This window comes from Pseudomonas sp. MG-9 (genome assembly GCF_018729515.1).
Taxonomy (GTDB): Bacteria; Pseudomonadota; Gammaproteobacteria; order Pseudomonadales; family Pseudomonadaceae; genus Aquipseudomonas; species Aquipseudomonas serboccidentalis.
In genome coordinates, this window is record NZ_JAHHZH010000001.1 from 325530 (window position 1) to 352421 (window position 26892).

Here is a 26892-nt window from a genome sequence, read left to right on the forward strand (position 1 = left end):
CCTGTTACGTCACGACACGGGGTCATTTCTGTTCATTGAATGCTTCGCGGGTGCTTTTTGCCATGGAAATCGATGCACTGTTGCTCCGTCTGTCGAGCCAGCACGGCTCCGACCTGTTCCTGTCCACCGGTGCGCCGCCCAGTGCCCGCATCGACGGGGTACTGACGCCGTTCAGCGAGCGGCCGTTCAAGCCCGGAGAGGTCCAGGCCATCGCCCACGCCCTGATGGACGCCGAGCAACGGCGCGAGTTCGATCGGGACCTAGAGATGAACCTGGCGATTTCACGCACCGGTGTCGGGCGCTTTCGCTTGAACATCTTCAAGCAACGCAACGATGTGTCGATCGTGATTCGCAACGTCAAACTCGATATCCCGCGCTTCGAAGACCTCAAGCTGCCGCCGGTGCTGCTGGACACGGTGATGATCAAGCAGGGGCTGATCCTGTTCGTCGGCGCCACGGATTCCGGTAAATCCACCTCGCTGGCGGCGCTGATCGATCACCGCAACCGGCACAGCAGCGGGCATATCATCACCATCGAAGACCCGGTGGAGTATATCCATCGCCACCAGCGCTCGATCATCAATCAGCGCGAAGTCGGCGTCGATACCCGCAGTTTCCAGGCGGCGCTGAAAAACACTCTGCGTCAGGCCCCGGACGTGGTGCTGATCGGCGAAATCCGCGACCGCGAAACCATGGAGCACGCCCTGACGTTCGCCGACACCGGGCACCTGGTGCTGTCGACGCTGCACGCGCACAACGCCAACCAGGCGCTGGACCGCATCGTCAATCTGTTCCCCGAAGAGCGCCGCCCGCAGCTGTTACATGCGCTGGGCAACAATCTCAAGGCGTTTGTCTCGCAACGGCTGGTGCGCACCCTCGACGGCCAGCGGCGGGCGGCGGTCGAAGTGATGTTGGGCACCCCGACCATCGCCGACCTGATCCGGCGCAACGAGTTGGGCGAACTCAAGGGCATCATGGACAAGTCGGCCGAGGCCGGCATGCAGACCTTCGACGCGGCGCTGTACGCGCTGGTGGTGGAGGGGGTGATCAGCGAAGACGAGGCGTTCAAGCATGCCGATTCACAGAATAATCTGCGGCTGCGTTTGAAGCTGCATGCCGAGACGGCGCCGTCGCCGGCACCGCCGGCATCGGGCGACTGGGGCCTGATGGATTAACACCTCAGCCTTGTGAGCGCGAGCCTGCTCGCGAATGCAATCTGTCAGTCGATATCAGCGTGACTGACACACCGCTTTCGCGAGCAGGCTCGCTAAGGGGATGGCGGGTTAATCCGCCAGCTCCGGGCGATTGCGAAACTGCTCCAGCGCTTCAGGATTAGCCAGCGCGTCGGTGTTTTTCACCGGCTCACCGTGCACCACATTGCGCACGGCGAGTTCGACCACTTTGCCGCTGATGGTGCGCGGGATGTCAGTGACGGCAACGATTTTCGCCGGCACATGGCGCGGTGTGGTGTTGGCGCGAATCACCTGGCGGATCTGCTGTTGCAGGTGCTCATCCAGCGCCACGCCACCCTGCAGGCGCACGAACAGCACCACGCGCACATCGTCCTGCCATTGCTGCCCGATGGCCACGCTGTCCAGCACCTGCGGGACTTTCTCGACCTGACGATAGATTTCCGCCGTGCCGATGCGCACGCCGCCGGGGTTGAGCACGGCGTCGGAACGGCCGTGAATCAGCATCCCGCCGTGGGGCAATTGCTCGGCGTAATCGCCCTGGGCCCAGACCCCGGGAAACAGGCTGAAATAGGATTTACGCAGCTTTTCGCCATCGTCATCGTGCCAGAGCCCGATGGGCATGGCCGGGAAGTGCCGGGTGCAGACCAGCTCACCTTTCTCGCCGACCACCGCGACGCCCGCGTCATTCCACACCTCGACCGCCATGCCCAGGCTCTTGCCCATGATTTCGCCACGGCGCACGGCCGACATCGGGTTGCCGTTGACGAAACACGACACCACATCGGTGCCGCCCGACATCGACGCCAGGCACACGTCGCGCTTGAAGTCGCGGTAGACGAAGTCGTAGCTCTGCGGCGACAGCGCCGAGCCGGTGCAGAGCAACGTCTTGAGGCTACCCAGATCATGGCTGTCGGCCGGTTTGACACCGCTGCTTTCCAGCGTTGCGAGGAACTTGGGGCTGGTGCCGAATACGCTGATGCGCTCATCGTCGATCAGGTCGAGCAGGCGTTGGTTATCCGGATGAAACGGCGAGCCGTCATACAGCACCACCGCGCTGCCGACCGCGAGGGCCGAGACCAGCCAGTTCCACATCATCCAGCCGCAGGTGGTGTAGTAGAACAGTCGGTCACCGGGGCCGAGATCGACGTGCAGGCCATGCTCCTTGGCATGTTGCAACAGCACACCGCCGGTGCTGTGCACGATGCATTTCGGCACGCCGGTGGTGCCGCTGGAATACAGCACGTACAGCGGGTGATTGAATGGCACCGGGACAAAACGCGGTTCGCCACCGGGTTGGTAGAAATCGTCCCACAACGTCACGTTGGCGCGGGTGTGGTAATCCTCGGCACGGGCCTGGGGGCGGGCATAGGGCACGATGATCAACTGTTGCAGCGACGGCAGTTGCGCGAGGATTTCGTTGACCTTGGTGGTCTGGTCGATGTCTTTGCCAGCGTAACGGTAACCGGCGCAGGTGATCAGCACCTTGGGTTCGATCTGGCCGAAACGGTCGATCACCCCGTGAGTGCCGAAGTCCGGCGACGAGCACGACCAGATCGCGCCCAGGCTGGTGGTCGCGAGCATGGCCACCAGCGTTTGCCAGGTGTTGGGCATGCACGCGGCCACGCGGTCGCCGAGGCCGACACCGGCGGCCTGCAGGCTCGCCTGAAAACCGGCGACCTGCTCGGCCAGTTCGGCCCAGGTCAGTTGTTCACGCTCACCGTTTTCCGCCACGGCAATCACGGCGACGGCATCGTCGCGGCGGCGCAGCAGGTGTTCGGCAAAGTTCAGGGTCGCGCCGGGAAACCATACAGCGCTGGGCATTTGCGCGCCTTCACGCAGAACGGCGTCGGGCTGGGCGTGAAAGCGGATGTCGAAAAAATCGACGATTGCCTGCCAGAATGCCTCGCGTTGTTCGACGCTCCAGCGGTGCAGGTCGGTGTAGCTGTTCAGGGCCAGACCATGACGCTGATTGATGTCGCGGCGGAACTGGTCCATGCGCGATTTGGCGATACGTTCGGCATCGGGTTGCCAGAGGATGTCGGACATTGGTTTGCCTCTTGTTTTGTTGGTCAAGCACACAGCGAAGGTGGTACATCGACCCCTGTAGGAGTGAGCCTGCTCGCGATAGCGGTGTATCAGCCAACATCAATGTTGAATGTAATTCCGCTATTGCGAGCAGGCTCACTCCTACAGGGACGCAGCATTACTGCGCCAACCACCCTCCATCAATATTCCACGCCGCCCCCCGTACCTGGCTGCCAGCCTCGCTGCACAGAAACAGCACCAGTTCCCCCAGATGCTGCGGCGTGACGAACTCCAGCGACGGTTGTTTCTCGGCTAGCAAATCGTGCTGCGCCTGCTGCGGATCGACCCCTTTGGCGGCACGATCATCGATCTGCTTCTGCACCAGCGGCGTCAGCACCCAGCCCGGGCAGATCGCGTTGCAGGTGACGTTGCTGGTGGCGGTCTCCAGGCCGACCACTTTGGTCAAGCCGATCACCCCGTGCTTGGCCGCAACGTACGCGGCTTTGCCGGTCGAGCCCACCTGACCGTGCACCGAGGCAATGTTGACGATCCGTCCCCAGCCCTTGGCGCGCATCCCCGGCAGGCTCAGGCGGGTGCTGTGGAACACCGATGACAGGTTGATCGCGATGATCGAATCCCAGCGCTCCACCGGAAACTCCTCGACAGCGGCGACATGCTGGATCCCGGCGTTGTTGACCAGAATATCGACACCGCCGAACTCGCGCTCGGCGTAAGCGATCATGTCGGCAATCTGTGCCGGATCGCTGACGTCTGCCGGGTGGTGACCGACCTTGCCGCCGAACTGGCCGACCTCGGCGATGACGCTCGACGCATCGCCGAAACCGTTGAGAATCAGGTTGGCGCCGGCCTTGGCCAGGCTCAGGGCGATGCCCAGACCGATGCCGCTGGTGGACCCGGTAACCAGTGCGGTCTTGCCCGAAAGAGTCGTCATGAATACCTCACACAATGCCAGTGGCGTAGAAAGTGCCGATCACTACGAAGACCGCCAGGGTCTTGATCAGCGTAATACAGAAAATGTCTTTATAGGCTTCGCGGTGGGTCAGGCCGGTGACCGCCAGCAGGGTGATCACCGCGCCGTTGTGCGGCAGGGTGTCCATGCCGCCGCTGGCCATGGCGGCCACGCGGTGCAGCACTTCCAGCGGGATGTTCGCCGCATGTGCTGCGGCGATGAACTGCTCGGACATCGCCGCCAGCGCGATGCTCATGCCGCCCGACGCCGAACCGGTGATGCCCGCCAACAGGGTCACGGTAATCGCTTCGTTGACCAGCGGATTGGGGATTTGCTTGAGCCAGTCGGCCAGCACCAGAAAGCCCGGCAACGAGGCGATCACCGCGCCGAAACCGTACTCCGAAGCGGTGTTCATCGCCGCCAGCAACGCGCCGCTGACCGCGCTTTTGCTGCCCTCGGCGAGTTTGCTGCGGATCGCCTTGAAGCCGAACGCCAGCACCATCAGGATGCCCACCAGCAACGCCGCTTGCACGGCCCAGATCGCCGTGAGTTTGGCGGTTTCCGTGGTCACCGGCGTGGTCATGCCCGGCAGCGCGAGGCTGTGGGTCTTGCCGTACCACTGCGGAATCCACTGGGTGAACAGCAGGTTCATGATGCCCACCGCCAGCAATGGCGACAGGGCGATCCACGGGTTTGGCAGCTTGAGGTTTTCGGCGGTTTCCGGCTCGTTACGCAACTCGGTGCCATAACCTTCGCCGGCGCGCTGGGCCTTGTTGCGTTGGCGTTGCAGGAACAGCATGCCGGCGCAGAATACGAAAATCGTACCGATCACGCCCAGCCACGGCGCCGCCCACGCGGTGGTGTTGAAGAACGTACTGGGGATGATGTTCTGGATCTGCGGAGTGCCGGGCAGGGCGTCCATGGTGAACGAGAACGCGCCGAGGGCGATAGTCGCCGGGATCAGACGTTTAGGGATATTGCTCTGGCGGAACATCTCGGCGGCAAACGGATACACCGCAAACACCACCACGAACAGCGACACACCGCCGTAAGTGAGCAGGGCGCAGACCAGCACGATCACCAGCATGGCCTGGCGGGTGCCGAGCAGGCGAATCGCTGCGGCCACGATCGAACGGGAGAACCCTGACAACTCGATCAACTTGCCGAACACGGCGCCGAGCAGGAATACCGGGAAATACAGTTTGATGAAGCCGACCATTTTCTCCATGAACACCCCGGTAAAGGCAGGGGCGACAGCAGAGGGGTCAGTGAGCAAGACAGCGCCGAGGGCGGCGATCGGGGCGAAGAGGATAACGCTGTAGCCACGGTAGGCGGCGAGCATCAGCAGCGCGAGGGCTGCCAAGGCAATGATCACACTCATGGTGTGTCTCCAGGGATTGTTATTTTTGTGGGTGTTGCTAGGTAGAAAGGAGCGGTAGCGAGATGCGTGCCATGTTTGTAACGTAATGAAATATAAGGGGTTTGTTGATATTTTCGATCGACTATCCGGAGAGATATCTCGATAGTGAGACTTTTTTGGAGCGAAAAGATCGCAGCCTTCGGCAGCTCCTACATGGAATTTCCGTATCTACCCTGTAGGAGCTGCCGAAGGCTGCGATCTTTTGATCTTGAAGTTTAAATCTCACTAATGAGACCAAATCTCCTTATTGAGACTCTGCGATACCCAAGGCCAGCATCTTCTTGTACAGCGTCGACCGCCCCAGCCCCAGGCGAGCCGCCGCCTCCGGTACCTTGCCTGCGCATTGCGCGAGGGCGGTCTGGATCAGTTGTCGGTCAAAACGCTGACGGGCCTGGGCGAATGTCTCGTCGGCCAAGGGCTCCAACGACGGTGCCGAAGGGCGTTCAACCGGGGTGAAGGTGCCGATGGAGCCGCGAATATCCTCTTCGGTGAGGATCAGGTCATCGCTGAGCAGCGCCGCGCGCTCCAGCACGTTGCGCAACTCGCGGATGTTCCCTGGCCATGCATGCTGGCCGAGCAGATCCAGCGCCGCGCGGCTCAGTTCGTGCTGACTGCGTAGCTCTTCGAGGATCGCTTCGCTGAGCGCCGGCAAATCGTCGAGACGTTCGCGCAGCGGCGGAACGTGGATCGGCAGCACGTTGAGGCGGTAATACAGGTCGGCGCGGAACTCGCCGCGCTTGATCGCAGCTTGCAGGTCGGTCGAGGTCGCCGCGATCACTCGCACATCGCTCTGAATCACGTCGTTGGAGCCGACCGGTTCGAATTCCTTTTCCTGCAATACCCGCAGCAGTTTGCTTTGCAAAGGCAGCGGCATGTCGCCGATCTCGTCGAGAAACAGCGTGCCGCCCTGAGCGATCTGCAATTTGCCGGTGCGACCCTTGCGGTCGGCGCCGGTAAACGCACCGGGCGCGGTGCCAAAAAACTCGGCCTCAAGCAACGCTTCGGGAATCGCCGCGCTGTTGATGCTGACAAAGGCTTTGTGCGCGCGCGGCGAGGCGCCATGAATCGCTTGCGCCAGCAACTCCTTGCCAGTGCCGGTTTCGCCGAGCAGCAACACCGGCGACTCGGTGCTGGCGCTGCGCCGGGCGCGGCGTTTGACCTCGAGGCTGGCGGTGCTGGTGCCAATGAAATGGGCGAAGTTGTATTTGGTCTGCCGGGCCCGCAGCAGGGAGCGGGTCGAAGCCAGTTCTTCCTGCATGCTCAGGTAGCGCTTGAGCATCGGCGACAACGTGCGTAATTCGTCGAACAGGGCAAAACCGATCGCGCCGATCACGCTGCCGGCGTCGTCGTGAATCGGCAGGCGCATCACCACCATCGGCTCTTTCGGCGTGTCCTGCATGTCCAGCAGGATCGGCCGCCCAGTGCGCACCACTTCGCGTAGCAGGCTGCCGGGGATCACGCTTTCACAGGGTCGGCCGATGGCTTTTTTCGCCGATTCAAGACCAAAACGCCGGGCATATCGCTCGTTCATCCAGACGATGTTGGCATCCCGATCGACAATTACCGTGCCTTCGCTGGACTGCTCGATGATCTCGAACAGCGAACGGATCGCCAGCGTGCGCACGCGTTGGTAGTCCTTGAGGCTTTCGGTGGTGTTCATCTGACAGATCCTGAATGTGTTTCGGCTGTGGCGACGCCATCGCGAGCAGGCTCACTCCTACATTTGAAATGCGTTCCACTGTAGGCGTGAGCCTGCTCGCGATAGATGCGACTCGGTATCAAGGCATGCGCCAGATTATGCCTACCCCGGATGCGCCGCCGCCAACAGCTCTTTGGTGTAAGGGTGCTGCGGCGAGTCGAACACATCGTGGCTGGCACCGCGCTCGACCACTTTGCCGTCCTTGATCACGATCATGTCGTGCGCCAGCGCCCGCACCACCGCCAGGTCGTGGCTGATGAACAGGTAGGTCAGGCCATGTTTTTCCTGAAGGTCGCGGAGCAGGGCGACCACCTGTTTTTGCACGGTACGGTCGAGGGCTGAGGTCGGCTCGTCGAGCAGGATCAGCGCCGGTTTCAGCACCAGTGCCCGGGCGATGGCAATGCGCTGGCGCTGACCACCGGAAAACTCGTGTGGGTAGCGATGACGGCTTTGCGGGTCGAGGCCGACTTCCTTGAGTACACGGATCACTTGTTCATCGCACTCTTCGGCGCTGGACTGACAGTGCACCTCCAGCCCTTCGCTGATGATCTGCGCCACCGACATCCGTGGGCTGAGGCTGCCGAACGGATCCTGAAACACCACCTGCATCTGCCGGCGCCACGGTCGCAACTGCTTCTGATCGAGACCGTCGAGGGCGGTGCCTTGAAAACGGATGCTGCCCTCGGAATCGAGCAGCCGCAGAATCGCCTGACCCAAGGTCGATTTGCCCGAACCGGACTCGCCGACAATGCCCAGGGTTTTGCCACGCTGGATATTCAGGCTGATGCCATCCACCGCCCGCAGGTATTGCTTGCGCTGGAACAGCCCGCCACCGACCACGAACTCGACCCGCAGATCATCGACTTCCAGCACGTTCTCGCGCTCGTCCCGGGGCAGGGCTTCACCCTCCGGTTCGGCGTTGAGCAGCACGCAGCTGTAAGGGTGTTTCGGCTCGGTAAACAGGGTTTCGCACGGGGCCTGCTCGACGATCTCGCCAGCCTTCATCACGCACACCCGTTGCGCAATGCTGCGCACCAGATTGAGGTCGTGGCTGATCAGCAGCAGCGACATGCCCAGCCGCTGCTGCAAGGATTTGAGCAGCAGCAGGATCTTGCGCTGCACCGTCACATCGAGCGCGGTGGTCGGTTCGTCGGCAATCAGCAGTTCCGGTTCGCAAGCCAGGGCCATGGCGATCATCACCCGTTGCCGCTGACCGCCGGACAGTTGATGCGGATAGGCCTTGAGGCGCTCCTTGGGTTTCTGAATGCCCACCAGTTCCAGCAGTTCGAGAATGCGCTGTTGCGCCGCTTTGCCGCCCAGGCCGCGATGCACCAGCAGGGTCTCGCCGATCTGCTTCTCGATGGTGTGCAGGGGATTGAGCGAGGTCATCGGCTCCTGAAAAATCATCGCGATGCGGTTGCCGCGCAATTCGCGCAAGACCTTCGGGTCGGTGCCGACCAGCTCCTGGCCGCGATAACGAATGCTGCCGCTGGTTTGCGCATCGCCTTCGGGGAGCAACTGCAGGATCGAGTGCGCGGTCACCGACTTGCCCGAGCCTGATTCACCGACAAGCGCCAGGCATTCGCCGGGGCGGATGTCCAGGCACAGGTTGCGCACCGCTGGCTGGCCATGGAAGGCGACATTGAGGTCGCGGATTTCGATCAGATTATCAGTCATGGTTGCACTTCAGGATCGTGGATCGAACGCGTCGCGTAACGCTTCGCCAATGAACACCAGCAAGGAAAGAATCAGCGCCAGGGTGAAGAACGCCGTCAGCCCGAGCCACGGCGCTTGCAGGTTCTGCTTGCCCTGACCGATCAGCTCGCCCAGCGAGGCACTGCCGGCGGGCATGCCGAAACCGAGGAAGTCGAGGGCGGTGAGGGTGGAAATCGCCCCGGTCAGAATGAACGGCAAATAACTCAGCGTCGCGTTCATCGCATTGGGCAGGATGTGCCGGAAAATCACCTTGCGGTCGCTCAAGCCCAAGGCGCGCGCCGCTTTGACGTATTCCAGGTTACGCCCGCGCAGGAACTCGGCGCGCACCACATCTACCAGCGCCAGCCAAGAAAACAGCGCCATGATCCCCAGCAGCCACCAGAAATTCGGCTCGACGAAACCGGACAGGATGATCAGCAGGTACAGCACCGGCAACCCGGTCCAGACTTCCAGCAGGCGTTGCCCGAGCAGGTCGACCCAGCCGCCGTAATAGCCCTGCAGGGCGCCGGCGGCAATGCCGATCAGCGCACTGATGGCGGTCAGCATCAAGGCAAACAGGATCGACACCCGGGCACCGAAAATCACCCGCGCCAGTACATCGCGCGCCTGATCGTCCGTGCCCAGCCAATTGACCTTCGATGGCGGACTCGGCGCAGGCTGGTTGAGGTCATAGTTGGGCGTGTCGTCGCTGAACGGGATCGGCGGAAACAGCAACCAGCCACCGTCCTTGCGGATCAGATTCTGCACATAGTCGCTGCGGTAATCGGCCAGGAACGGCAGTTGCCCGCCAAATTCCTGCTCGGTGTGGCGCTTGAACACCGGGAAGTAGAACTGGCCCTGATAGCTGACGACCAGCGGTTTGTCATTGGCGATCAGTTCACCGCCCAGCGTCACCACAAACAGTCCGATGAACAGCCATAGTGACCACCAGCCACGACGGTTTTTCTTGAATCGCGCAAAACGGCGACGGCCCAGAGGCGAGAGCTTGAACATCAGGCGTTCCTCGCGGCGAAGTCGATACGCGGATCGACCAGGGTGTAGCACAGGTCGCCGATCAGTTTTATCAGGAGGCCGAACAGGGTGAAGATGAACAGCGAACCGAACACCACCGGATAGTCCCGGGAAACTGCCGCTTCGTAACTCATGCGGCCGAGGCCGTCGAGGGAGAAGATCACTTCGATCAGCAGCGAGCCGGCGAAGAACACGCTGATGAACGCTTGCGGAATCCCCGACACCACCAGCAGCATCGCGTTGCGGAACACGTGGCCGTAGAGCACGCGGCGCTCGCTCAGGCCTTTGGCGCGGGCAGTCACCACGTACTGGCGAGTGATTTCATTGAGGAACGAGTTCTTGGTGAGGATCGTCAGCGTGGCGAAACCGCCGATCACCAGCGCCGTTACTGGCAGCACCAGGTGCCAGAAGTAATCGGCGATCTTGCCCAGGGTCGACAGCGATTCGAAGTTGTCGGAAACCAGCCCGCGCACCGGAAACCAGTTCAGCGAGGTGCCGCCGGCAAACACCACGATCAGAAACATCGCGAACAGAAACGCCGGCATCGCGTAGCCGATGATGATCGCGGTGCTGCTCCAGATGTCGAAGTGGCTGCCGTGATGCACCGCCTTGCGAATGCCCAGCGGGATCGACACCAGATAGGTGATCAGCGTCGCCCACAGACCGAGGGAGATGGTTACCGGCATTTTTTCCAGGATCAGGTCGGTGACCGTGGCGCCACGGAAAAAGCTCTTGCCGAAGTCCAGTTGCGCGTAGTTCTTGAGCATCAGCCACAAGCGTTCATGCGCCGGCTTGTCGAAACCGTACTGCTTTTCGATGTCCTTGATCAGTTGCGGATCAAGGCCACGGCTGGCACGCGAGGTGCTGCTCATGGTCTCGCTGGAACTGCCGCCGACACTGGCGCCGCCAATCCCTTGCAAGTGGGCGATGGCCTGTTCGACCGGGCCACCGGGTGCCGCCTGAATGATCACGAAATTGACCAGCAGAATGATCACCAGCGTCGGAATGATCAGCAGCAGCCGCCGCAGAATGTATGCCCACATCAGTGCGGTCCTCCGGGTCTGCCACGGCTGATCTTCTCGGCGGTCATCTGCTGGTTGGTCAACGGGGTGCTGCTGATTTCCCACCAGCTCTCGATGGCTTCGTCATTGCTGGCCTGTATTGCCGGCATGCCAAAACGGTTCCACCAGACGGTAGAGGTGCCCGGCGGGTAATAGTTGGGAATCCAGTAGTAGTTCCATTGCAGCACCCGGTCCAGCGCATGGGCGTAGTGCAGCATGTCGCTCTGGGTCGAGGCGCGGATCAGGCCGTTGATCAACGTGTCGACCGCCGGATTTTTCAGCACCATATAGTTGTTGGCGCCGGGGTCGTTGGCCGAAATCGAGCCGAAGTAATTGAGCAACTCGCCACCCGGAGACGTGGTGACCGGATAACCGGTGACGATCATGTCGTAGTCACGGCTCATCAGGCGATTGACGTATTGCGAGGAGTCGATGCGGCGGATATTGAGGTCGATGCCGATCTGCTTCAGCGTGCGCTTATACGGGAGCAGCAGACGATCCATGCCGTTCTGGCTGACCAGAAAGGTGAAACTCAATGGCTCACCCTCGGCGTTGACCAGTTGGTCGCCATCGGGTTTCCAGCCGGCCTGTTCGAGCAATTGCAGCGCCTGCAGCTGTTTGTCGCGGATCAAGCCGCTGCCATCGGTTTTCGGCGCCTCGAAGACCTGAGTGAAGACCTCGTCGGGAACCTGCCCGCGCAACGGTTCAAGGATTTTCAGCTCGGCGGCATCCGGCAATTCGCGGGCCGCGAGCGCGGAGTTGGAGAAGTAACTCTGCTGACGGATGTATAGGTTGCGCATCATCTGCCGGTTGCTCCACTCGAAATCCCAGAGCATCGCCAGCGCCTGGCGCACCCGGCGATCCTGGAACATCGGTTTTTGCAGATTGAACACGAAGCCCTGGGCCGATTGCGGGGCTTCGGTGGCGAGGTGGGCCCTCTGCAAACGTCCGTCACTCAGCGCCGGGCTGTCGTAGCCGATCGAGTAGCCGGTCGCGGAAAATTCGCGGTTGTAGTCATAGGCACCGCCGCGCAGGACCTGGCGGGCGACATCAGTGTCACCGAAATACTCGATGCTGAAGTGATCGAAGTTGTACAGACCGCGACTGACCGGCAAGTCCTTGCCCCACCAGTCGGGGTTGCGCTCAAAGGTGATGCTGCGGCCGGAATCGACCTTGCCGACCCGGTACGGGCCGCTGCCCAATGGTGGCTCATAGCCGCCGCCACCGGCGAAGTCGCGGGTTTTCCACCAGTGCTCGGGAAACACCGGCAGGGTGGCGATGTCCAGCGGCAAGGTGCGGTTCTCGTTGCTCTTGAAGTCGAAACGCACGGTCAGCGGCGTTTCGATTTCAACGCCTTTGACGTCGGCGAACTGCGTGCGATAGCGCAGGCTGCCCTGGGTCATCAACAGGTCGTAGGTGTAGCGCACGTCTTCGGCGGTGATCGGTGTGCCATCGGCGAAGCGTGCCTTGGGGTTGATGAAGAAACGCAGGGACAGGCCGTCCTCCGAGCGCTCCATCTTTTGCGCCACCAGGCCGTAGACCGTGTAAGGCTCGTCCATCGAGCGCTGGGCCAGCGGCGAATAGAGCATGCCGTCAATCTGGGTGACGCCGATGCCCTTGTCGATATACGGCAGGATGTGATCGAAATGACCGATTTCTATCGCCGAGCGGCGCAGGGTGCCGCCCTTGGGCGCCTGCGGATTGGTGTAGTCGAAGTGGCTGAAGCCGGCCGGGTATTTGGCAGGTTCGCCATAGACGGTCAACGCGTGTTGCGGGGTGGCGTCCACACCAGCGGCGCCCAACAACAGGGCCACGGCAGTGAACAGCAGAGAGGGGAAAGCCAGTCGCATTGTCAGCCTTAAAGCCGGGTGATCGATAAGCGCAATTTGTACGCGAGCGGCGCGTCAGTCGCCAGCCGTATCCTGTAACCGAAACACAACGGCCCACCAAAAGGCGGGCCGTTGGGGCAGCAATCAGGCGACGGATCAGTCCTGGCGGCTGGTGACTTCAAGCAGGTGATAACCGAACTGGGTCTTCACCGGGCCTTGCACGACGTTGATCGGCGCGCTGAATACCACGGTGTCGAATTCCTTGACCATCTGGCCAGGACCGAACGAGCCCAGGTCACCGCCCTGACGGCTGGACGGGCAGGTGGAGTTGGCCTTGGCGACTTCGGCGAAATCAGCACCGCCTTCGATCTGGGCCTTGAGTTCGTTGCACTTGTCTTCGCTGGAAACCAGGATGTGGCGGGCAGTGGCTTTAGCCATGGGGAAACTCTCCAATCTATTTCAGTAAAGTGTGGAGCCTACCGGATTCAGTAAGCGATTTCTCGGCAAAGTTCCGCTCGGTGTTGAGCATGCGCTTACAGCTGCGCGGCCTTCAGGCGCATGGCGTGCTCAACGTAGAGTTCGACGGGATCTGTCCCGCGTGTCCGCAACCCGCAGGGGCGACCCAGGCTGGCAAGGTGATCGAAAGGGTAGTCGGAGCGGATGACGGTGCCCAGGTGTGAGCTGTAGCGGCCGACGAAGCCGTCGTTCTGCCCGGCTTCGACGACAAAATGTCCCGACAATGCCCGGCAAACGGCATGCACCGGGTCAAGTATTTGCGACAGATCGTCTTGCAGCGTGCCGCTCCAGGAATAGTAGTGAACGTCATTGACCCGCGCCGCGCCCTGACCACCCCAGGTCGATGGCAAGCCTTGAGGGTACTTGCTGTTGAATTCACCGACGCCTGCGGTCGTCAGGGCGTTGAGCGCCGCCACAGCATTGCGTGGCATCGCCGGCTTGCCGCTGAGCAGTGAGAGCAGGTCCGCGAACTGCGTGGCAAGCAGTTCTGCCACCTGCTCCGGGAGGCGTCCCGGAACCAGTGCCATGCGTAATGCATCCGCCAGTTCCGAACCGTGGTTGGGGCCGCTGACCGACGTCACCGAGGCGATTTTCTCCGGCGCCAGCGCAGCGGCGTAACGGCAGGCCAATGCGCCTTGACTATGCCCGATCAGGTTGACCTTGCAGGCGCCGCTGCCGTGCAGCACACGCTCGATCTGCAGGATTAATTGCTGGCCGCGAACTTCGTTGTCATGGGTAGCAGACAGCTGTGGCACAAACACTTGGCCGCCAGCGTCCCGCAGTGCTTGCTTGACATCATGGAAAAGCTCGAAACGACCGATACGGTCAAACCCGAACAGGCCATGGACTAAAAGGATGGGGTAGCGGGTTGTCGCATTCCGTTGCATGTTCCTGCCTCTTTTGCAGATGCTTGTCAGTGGTTGAGGCGTGCCACTGTAAAACAGGCGTGTGGGCCGGCGATGTCTGAAAAATCCTCGGAGTTGTTAGGAAACTGGACTAAAAACTGTGCGAGTTTTCGGTTCTGCTTGAGGGGGTAGTCGGAACATTTGGCAATCTTTTGCCCTGTTTCTCTAGATTCGCAGCCGGATGCCTACGCCTTGCGGTGTGTTTACCCCGGTTTCGCAAGGCTGTGGGCTGACTTCGCGCATTCGCTGGATGGTGTTCAATGGATTTCGTTCGACGCGGCCTTGATGGCGGCGTTCTATCCAAGGAATGGAGCCACGAATGTCTATGTACGACGCCACTACCGAGTCCTCGGCAATGCCGACAGCCAATACGTCCCCCTCGTCGATTGACACCGATGGCGGTGGTCATCTGTGTTTGAAGGTGCACGGAGAAAGTCTCGAACTCAGCTATCGACCCGTCTGCGCACCGGCACCATCTTCGCTCTTGTGCCTGCCTGCTCCGATGCTTGAGGTACTGGAGGAGGGAATGCTCGATCCCTCCTTGAGCAACGCATTCGTCAGGGTTGCGCCTTATCCGGACATGATGTGCGGCGACAGACTGGTGTTGAATTGGCACGGGCTCGATGACGAAGGATTGCCCTACCGGCATGAAGCCTCGCGCTCGGTCAGCGAAGGGCAGGTCGGTCGGGAAATCGTGTTTGCCATAAAGGGTACACACGTCGCTGCGCTGGAAGGCGGTTCGCTGGAGCTTTACTGGACGCTATACAGCGTCGCCCTGCCTGGGCCGGTGTCATCCAGTCGCCTGCAACTGGATGTGGGTGATCCGGAACCTGAGTTGCTGGCACCAATCATTGAAGAAACGGTGGGTGGGACGCTGGATCCCGCTCGTGTTCCGCAGGGTACGAGCGTTACCGTGCGACCTTATGCACGGATGGCAGCCGGTGACCGGGTCACTCTGTCCTGGCAAGGCGCCGCGCCGGAGTCAGTGTTCAATGATGTGGTGACCGTGGAGCAATTTGCCGTTGGCGAGGCACTGTCGTTCTGGATACACGCTGACAGCATCGCGCCCTATTCCACGCAAGAGGTGACCGTCAGCTACCGGGTCGAATCAATGGCCGCGCAGGTGAGACGCTCCGTGAATTCCCGAGTATTGATCGCACCGTTGCTTCGAGGCGATCTGGCGGCGCCGCAGGTGCTGGAAGCGCAAGACGGCGAACTGGATGCCGCAGACGCGGTGGATGGCGTGACCGTGGTGATCGGCAATGCTCAGGCCGAGGAGGGGGAGTTGGTGTATCTCAAGTGCGATGGGGAGTATTTCAGTCATCGCGATGATCGCGATATCACCGGGGAAACTGCCGGTCAGCCGCTGGTGTTCATTGTGCCTCACCGTTTCTGGCGAGAGCATCGTGAAACCGTGGTGCAGGTGTCGTACTCGGTGGAGCGGCTGGATGACGTCAGTCAGGCTTCCGGCGTTGCCCGCATCCGGGTGCGGGCTTAATCCTGGATCGATGTTCTGAGTCTTGGTTGAGCCTTTGCGGGATTCTGATTCGCCCGCAAAGGCTGTTCCAAGGTTCAGGCCCGAACCTGTGCCCGAAGACGTTCGGCAGCGCTCGACAGTAACTGTTCCGTCGCGCTGAAGCCCAGGCAACCGTCGGTGACCGATACGCCGTAGCGCAGAGCAGGGCTCAAAGGCTGGCAGCCTTCGAACAGATGCGACTCGATCATCATGCCGATCAAGGAACGATCACCTTGCAAACGCTGTTCGAGCACCTCGTTGAATACGTCGGGTTGGCGCAGAGGGTCCTTGCCGCTGTTGGCGTGGCTGCAGTCGACCATGATTCGGCTCGGAATCTTCAGGCGGGTCAAGTCGGCCTGGACTCGGGCCACGCTGGCGCGATCGAAGTTCGGGCCATGATGGCCACCGCGCAGTACCAGGTGAGTGTCGGGGTTACCCGAGGTCTGGATGATCGCCGGGTGCCCTTGGCTGTCGACGCCGAAGTGGCGATGCGGGTGCGCTGCCGAACGCATGGCATCGACGGCCACGCTGACTCCACCGTCGGTGCCGTTCTTGAAGCCAACCGGCATGCTCAGGCCGCTGGCCATTTCCCGGTGAATCTGCGATTCGGTGGTGCGTGCGCCGATGGCGACCCAGCCAAGCAGGTCGTCGAAGTAGCCGGCAGCCATTGGCTGCAGCAGTTCGGTAGCAATGGGTAATCCCAGGCGAACCATCTCGAGCATCAATTCACGTGACAGGGTCAGGCCGGCCGCCATGTCATCGCTGCCGTCCAGATGCGGGTCATACGCCAAGCCTTTCCAGCCAACAGTGGTGCGTGGTTTTTCAACGTAGGCGCGCATGACCAGGAGCATTTCGTCGCTGACATCGTGTGCCAGTCGGGAGAGCTTTTCGGCGTATTCGAGCGCGGAGCGCGGGTCATGAATCGAGCAAGGGCCGACGACGACCAGCAGGCGATGGTCTTCGCCATCGAGAATCGCGCGGATCGCCTGGCGGTGGGCGGCGACTTGCTGGGCCAGAGCATTGCTCAACGGCAATTGTTGCTTGAGCTGCAACGAGCTGGGCAGACGCAGGGTCAGCGCTTCGTTGGCAGAATTGAGGGTGGACAGTGGCAGAGCAGAAACAGACGAGTTCATATTCGGGATTCCTGGGCTGGCGGCGGGTTCTTCCCGCGCACTCGGCCCTACTGGGGTGTTCGACAATTGGCCGTATTGGCTGCGTGTGTGTGCTTGCCACCTGTGGGTGACCGATCGGAGGCGGCAGGCTGTCCCGAGCGGAGGCTGGTAAATCGCCAGGCGGTAAAACTGTCGTAACGGTAATAAGTGGCGTAGTTCATGTCGTGATTCCTCAAAGTGTCTGGTGTGTTGCTGAAAAAGTTGGGGCCTGAAAAAACAAAACCCCCGGTCGGGAGGCCGACCGGGGGTTGAGAATTCTCTGGTAGGCGACCCGTTTTCATGGGCGCCGGTGGGTATCAGGCGCGCCAGTGGCTAAACCAATACCCAAAATAAAAGCTGGCTGGAGCGCAAACGTCATTCACCCGGGCAGCCGCAACCGAGCGCAGGGCGCTGGTGGAACGAAGCGGTGAGAGGGCGTTGAACATGATCTGTCTCCGATGAATGCGCCGAGCTTACTAGAGCCCCGTACACCTGAGCAATCAGAAATTGCTATCGCTCATTCAACGCATTACCTATCGCTTGAGTGGTACAGATGTTGTGACACACTGGGTGTTTTGTCAGAAGCCCAAGGATGAATCATGTCGACGTTCACTGTTGCGGCAGCCCAATCGCTTTCCGTTGCCGGTGATCTGGCAGCGAACATTGCCCGTCATTTGCGCTTTATGGCCGTGGCGGCAGAGCAGGGTGTCGATCTTCTGGTGTTCCCGGAACTGTCGCTGACAGGCTACGAAGGCCAGATGGCCGCAGACATGGCAATTGACCCTCAGGATGCGTTGTTGCAGCCATTGCGCGATTGCGCTCGTGAGCTGGGCATCAACGCAGTCGTCGGCATGCCGATTCGTCTGAAGGACAGCTCGCAGGTATTGATCGGTGCTTTGACCCTGGGCAGAGACGGTTCTTTTGAGGTTTACAGCAAACAACACTTGCACGCGGGCGAAGAGCGTTTCTTTTCACCTGGTGCTGGTGGCTCGACCCTGCGTATAGGCAACGACACCGTGGCATTGGCGGTCTGCGCCGACTTTTCCCACGCCAGTCACGCAGCGACGGCCGCCGGTCTGGGAGCCGACCTGTACGCGGCAGGCGTGTTGATCGGCGAAAACGGCTATGGCGTGGACAGTGCGCTGCTGCAAGGCTACGCGCAAAGCCACTCGATGGCGGTGCTGATGGCCAATCATGCCGGGCTCACGGGCGGGTGGCAGTCGGCGGGGCGTAGCGCGGTCTGGTCTGAACGCGGGACGCTGGTGATTGCGGCACCAGGACCTGGCGAATTATTGGTGATTGCCCGCCGTGATGCCGGCAATTGGCAGGGACAGCTGGTTTGCGTCGCGGTGGAGCCATGACCTACCGTTTGCGTCGCGCTGAACCGGGTGATCTGGTGTTTGCCCGAGCGCTGGCGTGTCGGAACATGCTGCGCTATTACATTGACCACGACTTGTTGTGGCAGGACGAGGCGTTCGATGTTGGCTGGTCCGGACGAGACAACTGGCTGATTATGCGTGCTGATGTCCCTGTGGGATTTTTCAGCCTCAGCCGGGATCGTCGGGCGCTGTACATCCGCGAGCTGCAAATCGCTGAAGCTTTTCGCGGGCAGGGTGCGGGTTCTTGGGCGATCGATCAGGTTATTGCCGTGGCCCGCACTGAAAGACGTCCGGCGCTGCGTTTGACCGTATTCAAAAATAATCCGGCACAAAGTCTGTATAAGAGAAAAGGCTTGCAGGTGTGTGGTGAGGACGAGTGTTTCCTGAGGATGCAGCTCGATTTCGGTACACCTGTGCTCTGAAACCCACGGCCGGCAAGCCCTCGATGATGAATTGAAACTTTTTAAATGCTGCTTGCCGCTAGGTCTGTCTGGCACTTTTTGCTAAGGTGTCGGGCATCCCAATAAGACCATATCGCGAGGTGTCTGCTTGATTAGGGTGCTAGTGGTCGATGACCATGATCTCGTTCGTACAGGCATTACACGGATGCTGGCCGATATCGATGGCTTGCAGGTGGTTGGCCAGGCCGAATCCGGGGAAGAATCCCTGATCAAGGCCCGTGAGTTGAAACCCGATGTGGTCCTGATGGACGTCAAGATGCCCGGTATCGGTGGTCTTGAAGCCACGCGCAAGCTGTTGCGCAGTCATCCGGACATCAAGGTCGTCGCTGTCACGGTGTGTGAGGAAGATCCATTTCCTACACGTCTGTTGCAGGCCGGTGCCGCCGGTTACCTGACCAAGGGCGCGGGTCTGCCGGAAATGGTCCAGGCCATTCGGCTGGTATTTGCCGGCCAGCGTTACATCAGTCCGCAGATTGCCCAGCAACTGGCAATCAAGTCGTTCCAGCCCACCAACGATTCGCCTTTCGATGCGTTGTCCGAACGGGAAATCCAGATCGCGTTGATGATTGTCGGCTGCCAGAAGGTGCAGATCATTTCCGACAAACTCTGCCTGTCGCCGAAAACGGTGAACACCTACCGCTACCGGATCTTCGAAAAGCTGTCGATCAGCAGTGATGTCGAGTTGACGTTGCTGGCTGTGCGCCACGGCATGGTTGATGCCAGCGCCTGACCATGACTGAAACATTCGATTCCAGCGCCTTCCTGGCGACCGTCAGTGGGCGTCCCGGCGTATATCGCATGTTCGACAGCGATGCGCGCCTGTTGTACGTGGGCAAGGCCAAGAACCTCAAGAAGCGCCTTGCCAGCTATTTCCGCAAGACCGGGCTGGCGCCGAAAACTGCCGCGCTGGTCGGGCGTATCGCGCAGGTCGAAACGACCATCACCGCCAACGAAACCGAGGCGTTGCTGCTTGAGCAGACCCTGATCAAGGAGTGGCGGCCGCCGTACAACATTCTGTTGCGCGACGATAAGTCCTACCCCTATGTGTTTCTTTCCGACGGTCAATTTCCGCGCCTGAGCATCCACCGCGGCGCGAAGAAGGCCAAGGGCAAGTATTTCGGCCCGTACCCGAGCGCCGGGGCCATTCGCGAAAGCCTCAGCCTGCTGCAAAAGACCTTTTTTGTCCGTCAGTGCGAAGACAGTTACTACAAGAACCGCACGCGCCCGTGCCTTCAATATCAGATCAAACGCTGCAAGGCGCCTTGTGTCGGGCTGGTCGAGCCTGAGGTCTATGCCGAGGATGTACGTCATTCGGTGATGTTTCTCGAGGGACGCAGTCACGCGCTGACCAATGAGCTGTCGACGGCGATGGAAGAGGCGGCTATCAACCTCGAATTCGAACGCGCCGCCGAGCTGCGCGACCAGATTGCCTTGCTGCGCCGGGTTCAGGATCAGCAAAGCATGGAAGGCGGCACCGGCGACATCGATGTCATTGCCGCCTTCGTCAACCCGGGTGGCGCCTGCGTTCATTTGATCAGCGTGCGCGGCGGACGGGTACTCGGCAGCAAGAACTTCTTCCCGCAAGTCGGTATTGAAGAGGACGTTGCGGAAGTCATGGCCGCATTTCTGGGGCAGTACTTCATCAGCAGTCCGGAGCGCGACCTGCCGAGCGAGTTGATCGTCAACGTGGTCCCCGAAGACGCCACAGCGCTGATCGAAGCCATCCACGAGTTGCGCGGTCGAGAACTGACCATCAGCCACCGGGTGCGTGGCACGCGGGCACGCTGGCAGCAATTGGCGGTCACCAATGCCGAGCAGGCGCTGGGCGCGCGTCTGGCCAACCGCCAACACACTGCCGCGCGCTTCGATGCACTGGCTGAAGTGCTGAACCTGGATGAGCCGCCGCAGCGCCTGGAATGCTATGACATCAGTCATTCCAGTGGCGAGGCCACCGTCGCTTCCTGTGTTGTGTTCGGCCCGGAAGGTGCGATCAAATCCGACTATCGTCGCTACAACATTGAGGGCGTCACGGCGGGCGATGACTACGCCGCCATGCATCAGGCGTTGACCCGACGCTTCAGCAAACTGAAGGACGGGGAGGGCAAGTTGCCGGACATCCTGTTGGTGGACGGCGGTAAAGGTCAGCTGTCGATGGCCCGTGATGTGCTGAACGAACTGGCGGTGCCTGATCTCATTCTGTTGGGTGTAGCGAAAGGTGCTACACGCAAGGCCGGCTTCGAAACTTTGTATCTTAATGATGCCGCGCACGAGTTCACTTTGCGCGGCGACTCGCCCGCACTGCACCTGATCCAGCAGATTCGCGACGAAGCCCACCGGTTCGCGATTACCGGACACCGTGCGCGGCGCGGCAAGACCCGCCGCACGTCGACGCTGGAAGGCGTTGCGGGCGTCGGACCGACCCGTCGTCGGGACTTGTTGAAACATTTTGGTGGATTGCAGGAGCTGACTCGTGCAAGCATCGAAGAGATCGCCAAAGCACCGGGGATCAGTAAAAAGCTCGCAGAGTCGATTTATGCAAACCTGCATAGCGAGTAGAATGCCAACTCACCTCGTAGCCAGTTGTGCCGATGAATATCCCTAATCTGATTACCGTTCTACGCGTCCTGCTCATCCCGATCTTCATTTTGCTGTTTTACCTGCCTTACCAGTGGAGTTACATGGCGTCCGCCTCGGTATTCGCCTTTGCGGCGGCGACTGACTGGCTGGATGGCTACCTGGCTCGTCGCCTGGAACAAAGCACGCCGTTCGGCGCCTTCCTTGATCCGGTCGCCGACAAGTTGATGGTGGCGGTGGCATTGGTGCTGCTGGTACAGGAACACGGTAACTTGTGGTTGACGTTGCCTGCTGCAGTCATCATTGGTCGTGAGATCGTCGTATCGGCCTTGCGTGAGTGGATGGCCGAACTCGGTGCTCGCGCGCATGTAGCGGTGTCCAATCTCGGTAAGTGGAAAACTGCCGCGCAGATGCTGGCGCTGGTGATCCTGCTGGCCAATCCCCGTGACTTCAGCTTCTGGGTCTTGCTGGGTTACGCCTTGCTGATGATCTCGGCAGGCCTGACATTGTGGTCGATGGTTCAATACCTGCGGGCTGCCTGGCCGCATCTGAAAACCGACGTTGAAAAGAAATAAAACTTTTTTGAATCAAAGGGTTGACGGGGCTTCTGAAATCTATAGAATGCGCCACACCAAGCGGGAATAGCTCAGTTGGTAGAGCACGACCTTGCCAAGGTCGGGGTCGCGAGTTCGAGTCTCGTTTCCCGCTCCAAGTTTGTACGCGGTTGTTGTTGTGCTACTAAGCAGCGATCGTTTGAGGCCGAGTAGCAAAATGGTTATGCAGTGGATTGCAAATCCACCTACGCCGGTTCGATTCCGACCTCGGCCTCCACTCTTAAAAACCCCGTAGATCAATGATCTACGGGGTTTTTTGTTGCCTGCGAAAAAGTTAGGTGTTCCGCAATTTTTTCTAGGTGTTCCGCAACCATATTGTAAATACTACGCTAGCTATCGCATGCTCCAAGGGGTGGAGTGGTGGCGCAATGCTATTCTGCTGTGACATATTGCGATCGGATCTCCATCAGCAAGGGTTATTGAATGAAAGTTTTTGTGAGTTGGTCTGGCAGACGGAGTAGGGTTGTTGCCGAGATGCTGAGTGAGTGGATTAGATGTGTGCTGCAGGCATCTCAACCTTGGATCTCCACACAGCACATTGACAAAGGCGCAATCTGGTTTTCTGAGATCTCTGACCAGCTTCGAGATACTGCCGCAGGTATTGTTTGCTTAACGCAGGAAAATAAAAATAAGCCTTGGATTCTCTTCGAAACCGGTGCTCTCGCGAAAGGGTTGAGTGCAAATCGCGTCTGCACATTCCTGGTAGATTTGACGTCAACTGATATTGAAGACCCATTGGCACAGTTTAACCATACAACGCCAGATCGAGCTTCAGTTTGGGGACTGGTAAATACTTTGAATAATTGTCTTGAGAATGGTCGACTTGATGAGCGAATTCTCAAACAGGTATTTGATACGTATTGGCCGAAGTTCGAAGTGGATTTTGCTGCTGCGCTAGAGGCTACACCCCATGAAGCGCCTGTTGCTCCTAGATCGGAAGATAGTATTCTTGCTGAAATTTTAGCTAACACCAGAGCCCTTTCCGGTAGAGTTCGTGAGCTTGAACATAGAGTGACATCAAGTCCCGACCCCTCACTAGCAATAAGCGGTAGCTACGCAAAGCGAACTATTCTAGGTAGCGGTATAGTGGGGGGGCTACTTGGTACTGCGGCTTCCGCTCATGGCGCGGCGACTGAGCTAGACAGAGCAGCTCAATTATTAGGTTTGTCACCTCAAGAAGTTATGGACGCAATCGGCAATCGTCAGTCGCGGAAGCGGAAGGGTGATGTTGACGGGAAAGAGCCCGAGTAGGCGTGAGACTTGCCGCAACCTTTGAATCGGGTTGCGGCGCGGGAGTGATCAAGGGTTGATCATTATTTAGTAGGCTTTACAATTTCTCCGACGCGGCGGTATACCTTCTTCGTCATCTCTTCAGTCGAGTGGCCGAGCAGGCGACTGGCATCTTTGATGTCCTCGATTTCACTACCGGCTTTTGGTCGGATATCCCGGAACTGAAACTTGCGGATTGTCACAGCCAGTTCTGTGTCGCCGTCTGCTGCTGCTTTCGTTGCCGCAGTTTCCCGGGCTTCGTCCCAGCGGTTGCGTAACATGTTGTAGCTCATCCTTAGCCCCGCCTGGTTGGTTATAAGGATCGAGGTTTTGACGCCGGCCTGGACTCGGCGATCCAGCAGGCCGTTGATGAAGATGCACAGGTCCGTCTCGGTATCGCCGTCGTACAGTTTGATGCGCAGCCGCTTTTCCGTCTTACCCTGGCCAACCATCAGGAAGCCATTGTTGAGATCAGTGGTCGAGGCCTTGAGTACATCGGCCGCTCGCTGTCCTGTCAAATAGGCCAGGTCCATGGCGTCTCTGAGATCTTGCCTCGCTTGTTCGTACACCGCTTTCCAAACGATATCCCCGGCATAAAAGTCCCTAGGCGTTTCCTTATTTCGGCGCAAACCGAAGCAGGGGTTGGCCTTGTCAGTCAGCCCCCACTCGCGGGCGAAGGTGAACATGGTAGATAACAGTGCTATCTCCCGATTGGCGCGTACCTTTGCCGTCCGCGCATCGCGATACTGGGCGATGACCTGAGGGGTCATTGCCTCTATGGGGGCTGATTCGAATGCTCTTCGAAGCTGCTTTAGGCCCAGGAGGTAATCGCGCTGGGTACGCGGTTTGAGTGTCGGTATGATTTTCGACGCATAGTCGTCAAAGAGTCGGTCCATCAGGTGCGCGGGTTTCGGCGTCGCTTTGCGGTCGAGCCGTGCCCATTCGATCTTGGCTTCGTCGAGATCGCCGCCAAGCGGGATCTCTACGCGGTTACCGTCGGCGTCCCTGCCGTTGTAGTAGTAACCCGTCCAGGTCGTGCCGCCTTTTCTCTTGCGGGTGCGGCGGATCATCCGTGGTGGCAGATCCCGATTGGCTGTTTTCTTCTGTCTCATCGTCAGCTCACGCGCGCCAGGTCAAGAGTCCAAGTCTCAGCGACAGCGCTGTTTGTGGTTGGCTTGACCCCGGCGAGCTTTAGCCGGGCATATATCCGGCCCACCACTGGGCGCTGGGCGCCCGTCAAGACGAACTCCCAGTGGTTTGTCATGAGCCACTGGCGTTGAAAGGACGGGATTTTGTAGCCTGTGATCGTGGCCAGCTCTTCGTCTGTGAGAGTTTCACTTTGAAATTCCACGGTCTTCCTCCCGTCTCGCGATGCCTTCGGCTTGGCGTTGTTTGCTGCATTTATCGTGATTGCCATGTGCTCGTGACTTGTGGCACTTGTCGCAAATAGTGACCAGGTCCAGCGGCGGCATCTGCCCGCGGCGAATCCGAACAGTTCGGCGTAGGGCTGTCATGCGATCGCTCCGAATTGCAGGCCTGTCTGTTGTAGGGCATGCATACAGGCAGGGTTCAGCCAAAGGCACTCTTGTCGAGTACTCGACCCTCTTCCGGCTGAGATCCGAGCGCTTACGGTATTCATCGACCAACCTTTCAGCTGATCTGTATAGATCTCGCTCATGTAGCCGGACAATGCCACCATCCCCTTTGCCTCTAGCAAACACGTCAGTAACGCCTGGTGATCGGCATCGGTCATTTCATATCGGTAGTAGCGTCCCGATTTTGCTGATTCGTAGCGGGTACTCAGGACGTATGGTGGGTCGACGAAATGCAGTGTGTTCTGTCCATCGTGCGCTTGGATCACTTCAACGGCTGCGCGGTTTTCGATCAATACGCCGCTCAGGCGTTGACCTATTGAGGCAATTTGCTCGGGGTATTTTGCCCATAGAGATTGAGCCGTCCCGTACTTGCGTTTCGTATCAATGCGAAACCCTGTAGCGCCCTTGGTTGCGCCTGCAGAGCCGAAGCCCATCTGAGCGCGCACGATGGTTCTTCGAGCGCGTTCAACTGGTTCGTCCGTCGGGACCCATGCGAGTTCGAATTCCGCGCGAGCGTATGGTGTGAGTGTCAGCTGTTCGAAAAGGACTGCGCGTGAGTCATTTTGTTGAAGTACTCGAAACAGATTTACGATGTCTCCGTCTAGGTCGTTATAAACCTCGGCGTAACTGCGCTCTTTCTGCATCAGAACTCCGGCCGCACCGCCGAAGGATTCGACATAACAGAGGTGTGGCGGAAAGTGCTGCAGAACCCATGGTGCGAGTCGGAACTTGCCGCCGTGGTAACGGATTACAGGTGTAGAGATTGTCACGCGCAAGCCCTCCGATGCTGAACCTGCATCAGCTCCATCAGCCGGCTGAAGTACTGCATGTGCGCCTCTGGTGCGGATTGCGGGGTGATGGTTTCGGGCATCGGGGGAACGTTGCGCAGGCATTCCCATTCGGCGGGGTGATTGGGCATCAGGTCCCGCCGTTCGGTGGCCAGCGCGATAAGATCGGCTCGCACAACGCATTCGGGTAGCACCGGATCGAGGTTGAAACGATCGCAGATGGCGTGCCAGATGATTTCTTCAGCGATGCGGAAGCCTGGCATGATCGCTTTCAATGGTCGGGTCATGTCCCCGATGTAGGCTTCGGTCGCGTCGTGCAGCAGGGCTACCAGTTTGTGCTGGTCCGGAACAAGGCTCGACACCAGCATGCTGTGCTGGGCCACGCTGTAGTGCGTGCGGGTGTGGCCGTTGAAGCGGCACAAGTTTGACAGTGCGTGTGCGATGTCGAGCGGAGAGATCATGGCGGCGGTCGGATTTACTAGGTCGAACTGGCGACCGCTGTGGGTGAGTATCCAGTTCATGCTGCGTCCTCCGCTGACAGCTGGCCCAGTTCGATAGCCTGAAGTTTCATGTCCAACTCATAGGCTTCGCGCAGGGCGTCACGCAGATCTGGAAAGTTTTTGCTATCGGCTTCGTGGGGAAAGCTGATGAGGCACATGTCTGGCCCGCAAGCGCTTAAGGTGCCGCGCTTGTTCAACCAGTCGATAAGCTGGGTATCGAGCGGCTGGGCGTTGAGGTTGCTTGCCGTTTCCACGACTTGAAACACGCGGTAGGCCATGGCGCGGGATACCTTAATGAGTTGTTCCGCCCGCGCCTGGCTCGCTTCGGCGCCTTTCAGCGCCTTCCAAGTCTGAGAGGCCAACGCCAGAAACTGGGTGATTTCCGTCAGGTCGCGATAGTCGGTCGCAGTGAAGGGCGTAGCTTTTATGTCTCGGATCTGCCCCCGCAGTTCTGCCAATTGCTTGGCTTCGCGGTCACGTAACTGCGTAATGGTGATCAGGTCGGTGTTGATCGCGGCGACTCTCCGGCTGTGAAGGCCGTTGCGTTCGTTCAGTCCGGCGTCGTAGCTGCGGGCCATCGCCCGAAGGATGAGCTTGCGGATGTAGTAACCCAGCAAGACCAGGCCGAAGGCCAATCCCATAAAGATGATCGTGTTCTGTGCGTGCATGTGCTGTGCTCCGGTAGAGCCCGCCGCCGGGA

Annotated in this window: 24 protein-coding genes and 2 tRNA genes; 10 read left to right on the top strand and 16 right to left on the bottom strand. The window is 59.7% G+C overall.

What is annotated here, in order from left to right; translation table 11 throughout:
- Positions 1 to 62 precede the first annotated feature (62 nt).
- Positions 63 to 1175, top strand: a complete 1113-nt coding sequence (locus KKQ10_RS01460) for a PilT/PilU family type 4a pilus ATPase (RefSeq protein WP_215499873.1) — start codon at positions 63 to 65, stop codon at positions 1173 to 1175.
- Positions 1176 to 1283: 108 nt separating this feature from the next.
- Here the strand turns inward: KKQ10_RS01460 and KKQ10_RS01465 are convergent, their stop codons facing one another.
- The 10 genes from KKQ10_RS01465 to KKQ10_RS01510 all read right to left on the bottom strand — a co-directional run bounded on the left by KKQ10_RS01465 (position 1284) and on the right by KKQ10_RS01510 (position 14327).
- Positions 1284 to 3239 (bottom strand): acetoacetate--CoA ligase, encoded by a 1956-nt coding sequence (locus KKQ10_RS01465; protein WP_215499875.1) that lies wholly within the window; start codon positions 3237 to 3239, stop codon positions 1284 to 1286.
- Positions 3240 to 3396: 157 nt separating this feature from the next.
- The gene (gene hbdH / locus KKQ10_RS01470) at positions 3397 to 4170 is read right to left on the bottom strand and encodes a 3-hydroxybutyrate dehydrogenase (RefSeq protein ID WP_047294787.1); all 774 of its coding nucleotides are present in this window, start codon (positions 4168 to 4170) and stop codon (positions 3397 to 3399) included.
- A 7-nt stretch (positions 4171 to 4177) separates the two neighbouring features.
- Positions 4178 to 5569 (bottom strand): GntP family permease, encoded by a 1392-nt coding sequence (locus KKQ10_RS01475; RefSeq protein ID WP_215499877.1) that lies wholly within the window; start codon positions 5567 to 5569, stop codon positions 4178 to 4180.
- A gap of 283 nt (positions 5570 to 5852) precedes the next feature.
- Complete coding sequence (locus tag KKQ10_RS01480) at positions 5853 to 7268, bottom strand: sigma-54 interaction domain-containing protein (RefSeq protein WP_215499879.1); 1416 nt, start codon at positions 7266 to 7268, stop codon at positions 5853 to 5855.
- Positions 7269 to 7409: 141 nt separating this feature from the next.
- On the bottom strand, positions 7410 to 8984 hold the full coding sequence (locus KKQ10_RS01485; RefSeq protein ID WP_127647701.1) for an ABC transporter ATP-binding protein: 1575 nt from the start codon (positions 8982 to 8984) through the stop codon (positions 7410 to 7412).
- Positions 8985 to 8993: 9 nt separating this feature from the next.
- Positions 8994 to 10016 carry an ABC transporter permease gene (locus tag KKQ10_RS01490; RefSeq protein WP_215499881.1) on the bottom strand — a complete coding sequence of 341 codons (1023 nt, stop codon included), beginning with the start codon at positions 10014 to 10016 and terminating at the stop codon, positions 8994 to 8996.
- Positions 10016 to 11077, bottom strand: a complete 1062-nt coding sequence (locus KKQ10_RS01495; protein WP_003225430.1) for a microcin C ABC transporter permease YejB — start codon at positions 11075 to 11077, stop codon at positions 10016 to 10018. Before KKQ10_RS01495 ends, KKQ10_RS01490 begins: the two co-directional genes overlap by 1 nt.
- Entirely contained in the window at positions 11077 to 12945 is a 1869-nt protein-coding gene (locus tag KKQ10_RS01500; RefSeq protein WP_215499883.1) for an extracellular solute-binding protein, read from the bottom strand. Before KKQ10_RS01500 ends, KKQ10_RS01495 begins: the two co-directional genes overlap by 1 nt.
- Before the next feature lie 135 nt (positions 12946 to 13080).
- Entirely contained in the window at positions 13081 to 13362 is a 282-nt protein-coding gene (locus KKQ10_RS01505; RefSeq protein ID WP_007912303.1) for a peptidylprolyl isomerase, read from the bottom strand.
- A gap of 95 nt (positions 13363 to 13457) precedes the next feature.
- Positions 13458 to 14327, bottom strand: a complete 870-nt coding sequence (locus KKQ10_RS01510; RefSeq protein WP_215499886.1) for an esterase/lipase family protein — start codon at positions 14325 to 14327, stop codon at positions 13458 to 13460.
- Positions 14328 to 14871: 544 nt separating this feature from the next.
- Here KKQ10_RS01510 and KKQ10_RS01515 point away from each other — a divergent pair.
- Positions 14872 to 15843 (top strand): hypothetical protein, encoded by a 972-nt coding sequence (locus tag KKQ10_RS01515; RefSeq protein ID WP_252191435.1) that lies wholly within the window; start codon positions 14872 to 14874, stop codon positions 15841 to 15843.
- A 74-nt stretch (positions 15844 to 15917) separates the two neighbouring features.
- Here KKQ10_RS01515 and KKQ10_RS01520 read toward each other — a convergent pair whose 3' ends face one another.
- Entirely contained in the window at positions 15918 to 16994 is a 1077-nt protein-coding gene (locus KKQ10_RS01520) for a 3-deoxy-7-phosphoheptulonate synthase (RefSeq protein WP_215499890.1), read from the bottom strand.
- Positions 16995 to 17611: 617 nt separating this feature from the next.
- Here KKQ10_RS01520 and KKQ10_RS01525 point away from each other — a divergent pair.
- The 8 genes from KKQ10_RS01525 to KKQ10_RS01560 all read left to right on the top strand — a co-directional run bounded on the left by KKQ10_RS01525 (position 17612) and on the right by KKQ10_RS01560 (position 23291).
- Positions 17612 to 18373: a carbon-nitrogen hydrolase family protein gene (locus KKQ10_RS01525; RefSeq protein WP_215499892.1), complete on the top strand. Its 762-nt coding sequence runs from the start codon at positions 17612 to 17614 to the stop codon at positions 18371 to 18373.
- Complete coding sequence (locus KKQ10_RS01530; RefSeq protein ID WP_215499894.1) at positions 18370 to 18813, top strand: GNAT family N-acetyltransferase; 444 nt, start codon at positions 18370 to 18372, stop codon at positions 18811 to 18813. Before KKQ10_RS01525 ends, KKQ10_RS01530 begins: the two co-directional genes overlap by 4 nt.
- 127 nt (positions 18814 to 18940) lie before the next feature.
- Positions 18941 to 19582: a response regulator transcription factor GacA gene (gene gacA, locus KKQ10_RS01535; RefSeq protein ID WP_024012761.1), complete on the top strand. Its 642-nt coding sequence runs from the start codon at positions 18941 to 18943 to the stop codon at positions 19580 to 19582.
- Between the two features lie 2 nt (positions 19583 to 19584).
- Positions 19585 to 21408 (top strand): excinuclease ABC subunit UvrC, encoded by a 1824-nt coding sequence (uvrC, locus tag KKQ10_RS01540; protein WP_215499896.1) that lies wholly within the window; start codon positions 19585 to 19587, stop codon positions 21406 to 21408.
- Between the two features lie 32 nt (positions 21409 to 21440).
- Positions 21441 to 22001 (top strand): CDP-diacylglycerol--glycerol-3-phosphate 3-phosphatidyltransferase, encoded by a 561-nt coding sequence (pgsA, locus tag KKQ10_RS01545; protein WP_003225417.1) that lies wholly within the window; start codon positions 21441 to 21443, stop codon positions 21999 to 22001.
- Positions 22002 to 22061: 60 nt separating this feature from the next.
- Positions 22062 to 22137: transfer RNA gene (locus tag KKQ10_RS01550), tRNA-Gly, on the top strand.
- A 46-nt stretch (positions 22138 to 22183) separates the two neighbouring features.
- Positions 22184 to 22257, top strand: a tRNA-Cys gene (locus KKQ10_RS01555).
- Positions 22258 to 22538: 281 nt separating this feature from the next.
- Entirely contained in the window at positions 22539 to 23291 is a 753-nt protein-coding gene (locus tag KKQ10_RS01560; protein WP_215499899.1) for a toll-Interleukin receptor, read from the top strand.
- Between the two features lie 62 nt (positions 23292 to 23353).
- Here KKQ10_RS01560 and KKQ10_RS01565 read toward each other — a convergent pair whose 3' ends face one another.
- The 5 genes from KKQ10_RS01565 to KKQ10_RS01585 form a co-directional block, all read right to left on the bottom strand.
- A complete protein-coding gene (locus KKQ10_RS01565) occupies positions 23354 to 24421 on the bottom strand; it encodes a tyrosine-type recombinase/integrase (protein WP_215499901.1) in 1068 nt (355 codons plus the stop codon).
- A 2-nt stretch (positions 24422 to 24423) separates the two neighbouring features.
- Positions 24424 to 24660, bottom strand: coding sequence for a DUF4224 domain-containing protein (locus tag KKQ10_RS01570; protein WP_215499902.1), 237 nt, complete (start codon positions 24658 to 24660; stop codon positions 24424 to 24426).
- A gap of 159 nt (positions 24661 to 24819) precedes the next feature.
- A complete protein-coding gene (locus KKQ10_RS01575; protein ID WP_215499904.1) occupies positions 24820 to 25674 on the bottom strand; it encodes a DNA adenine methylase in 855 nt (284 codons plus the stop codon).
- A complete protein-coding gene (locus tag KKQ10_RS01580) occupies positions 25671 to 26213 on the bottom strand; it encodes a phosphohydrolase (protein WP_215499906.1) in 543 nt (180 codons plus the stop codon). Before KKQ10_RS01580 ends, KKQ10_RS01575 begins: the two co-directional genes overlap by 4 nt.
- A complete protein-coding gene (locus KKQ10_RS01585; protein ID WP_215499908.1) occupies positions 26210 to 26860 on the bottom strand; it encodes a hypothetical protein in 651 nt (216 codons plus the stop codon). The genes KKQ10_RS01580 and KKQ10_RS01585 overlap by 4 nt, the downstream gene beginning before the upstream one ends.
- Positions 26861 to 26892 lie beyond the last annotated feature (32 nt).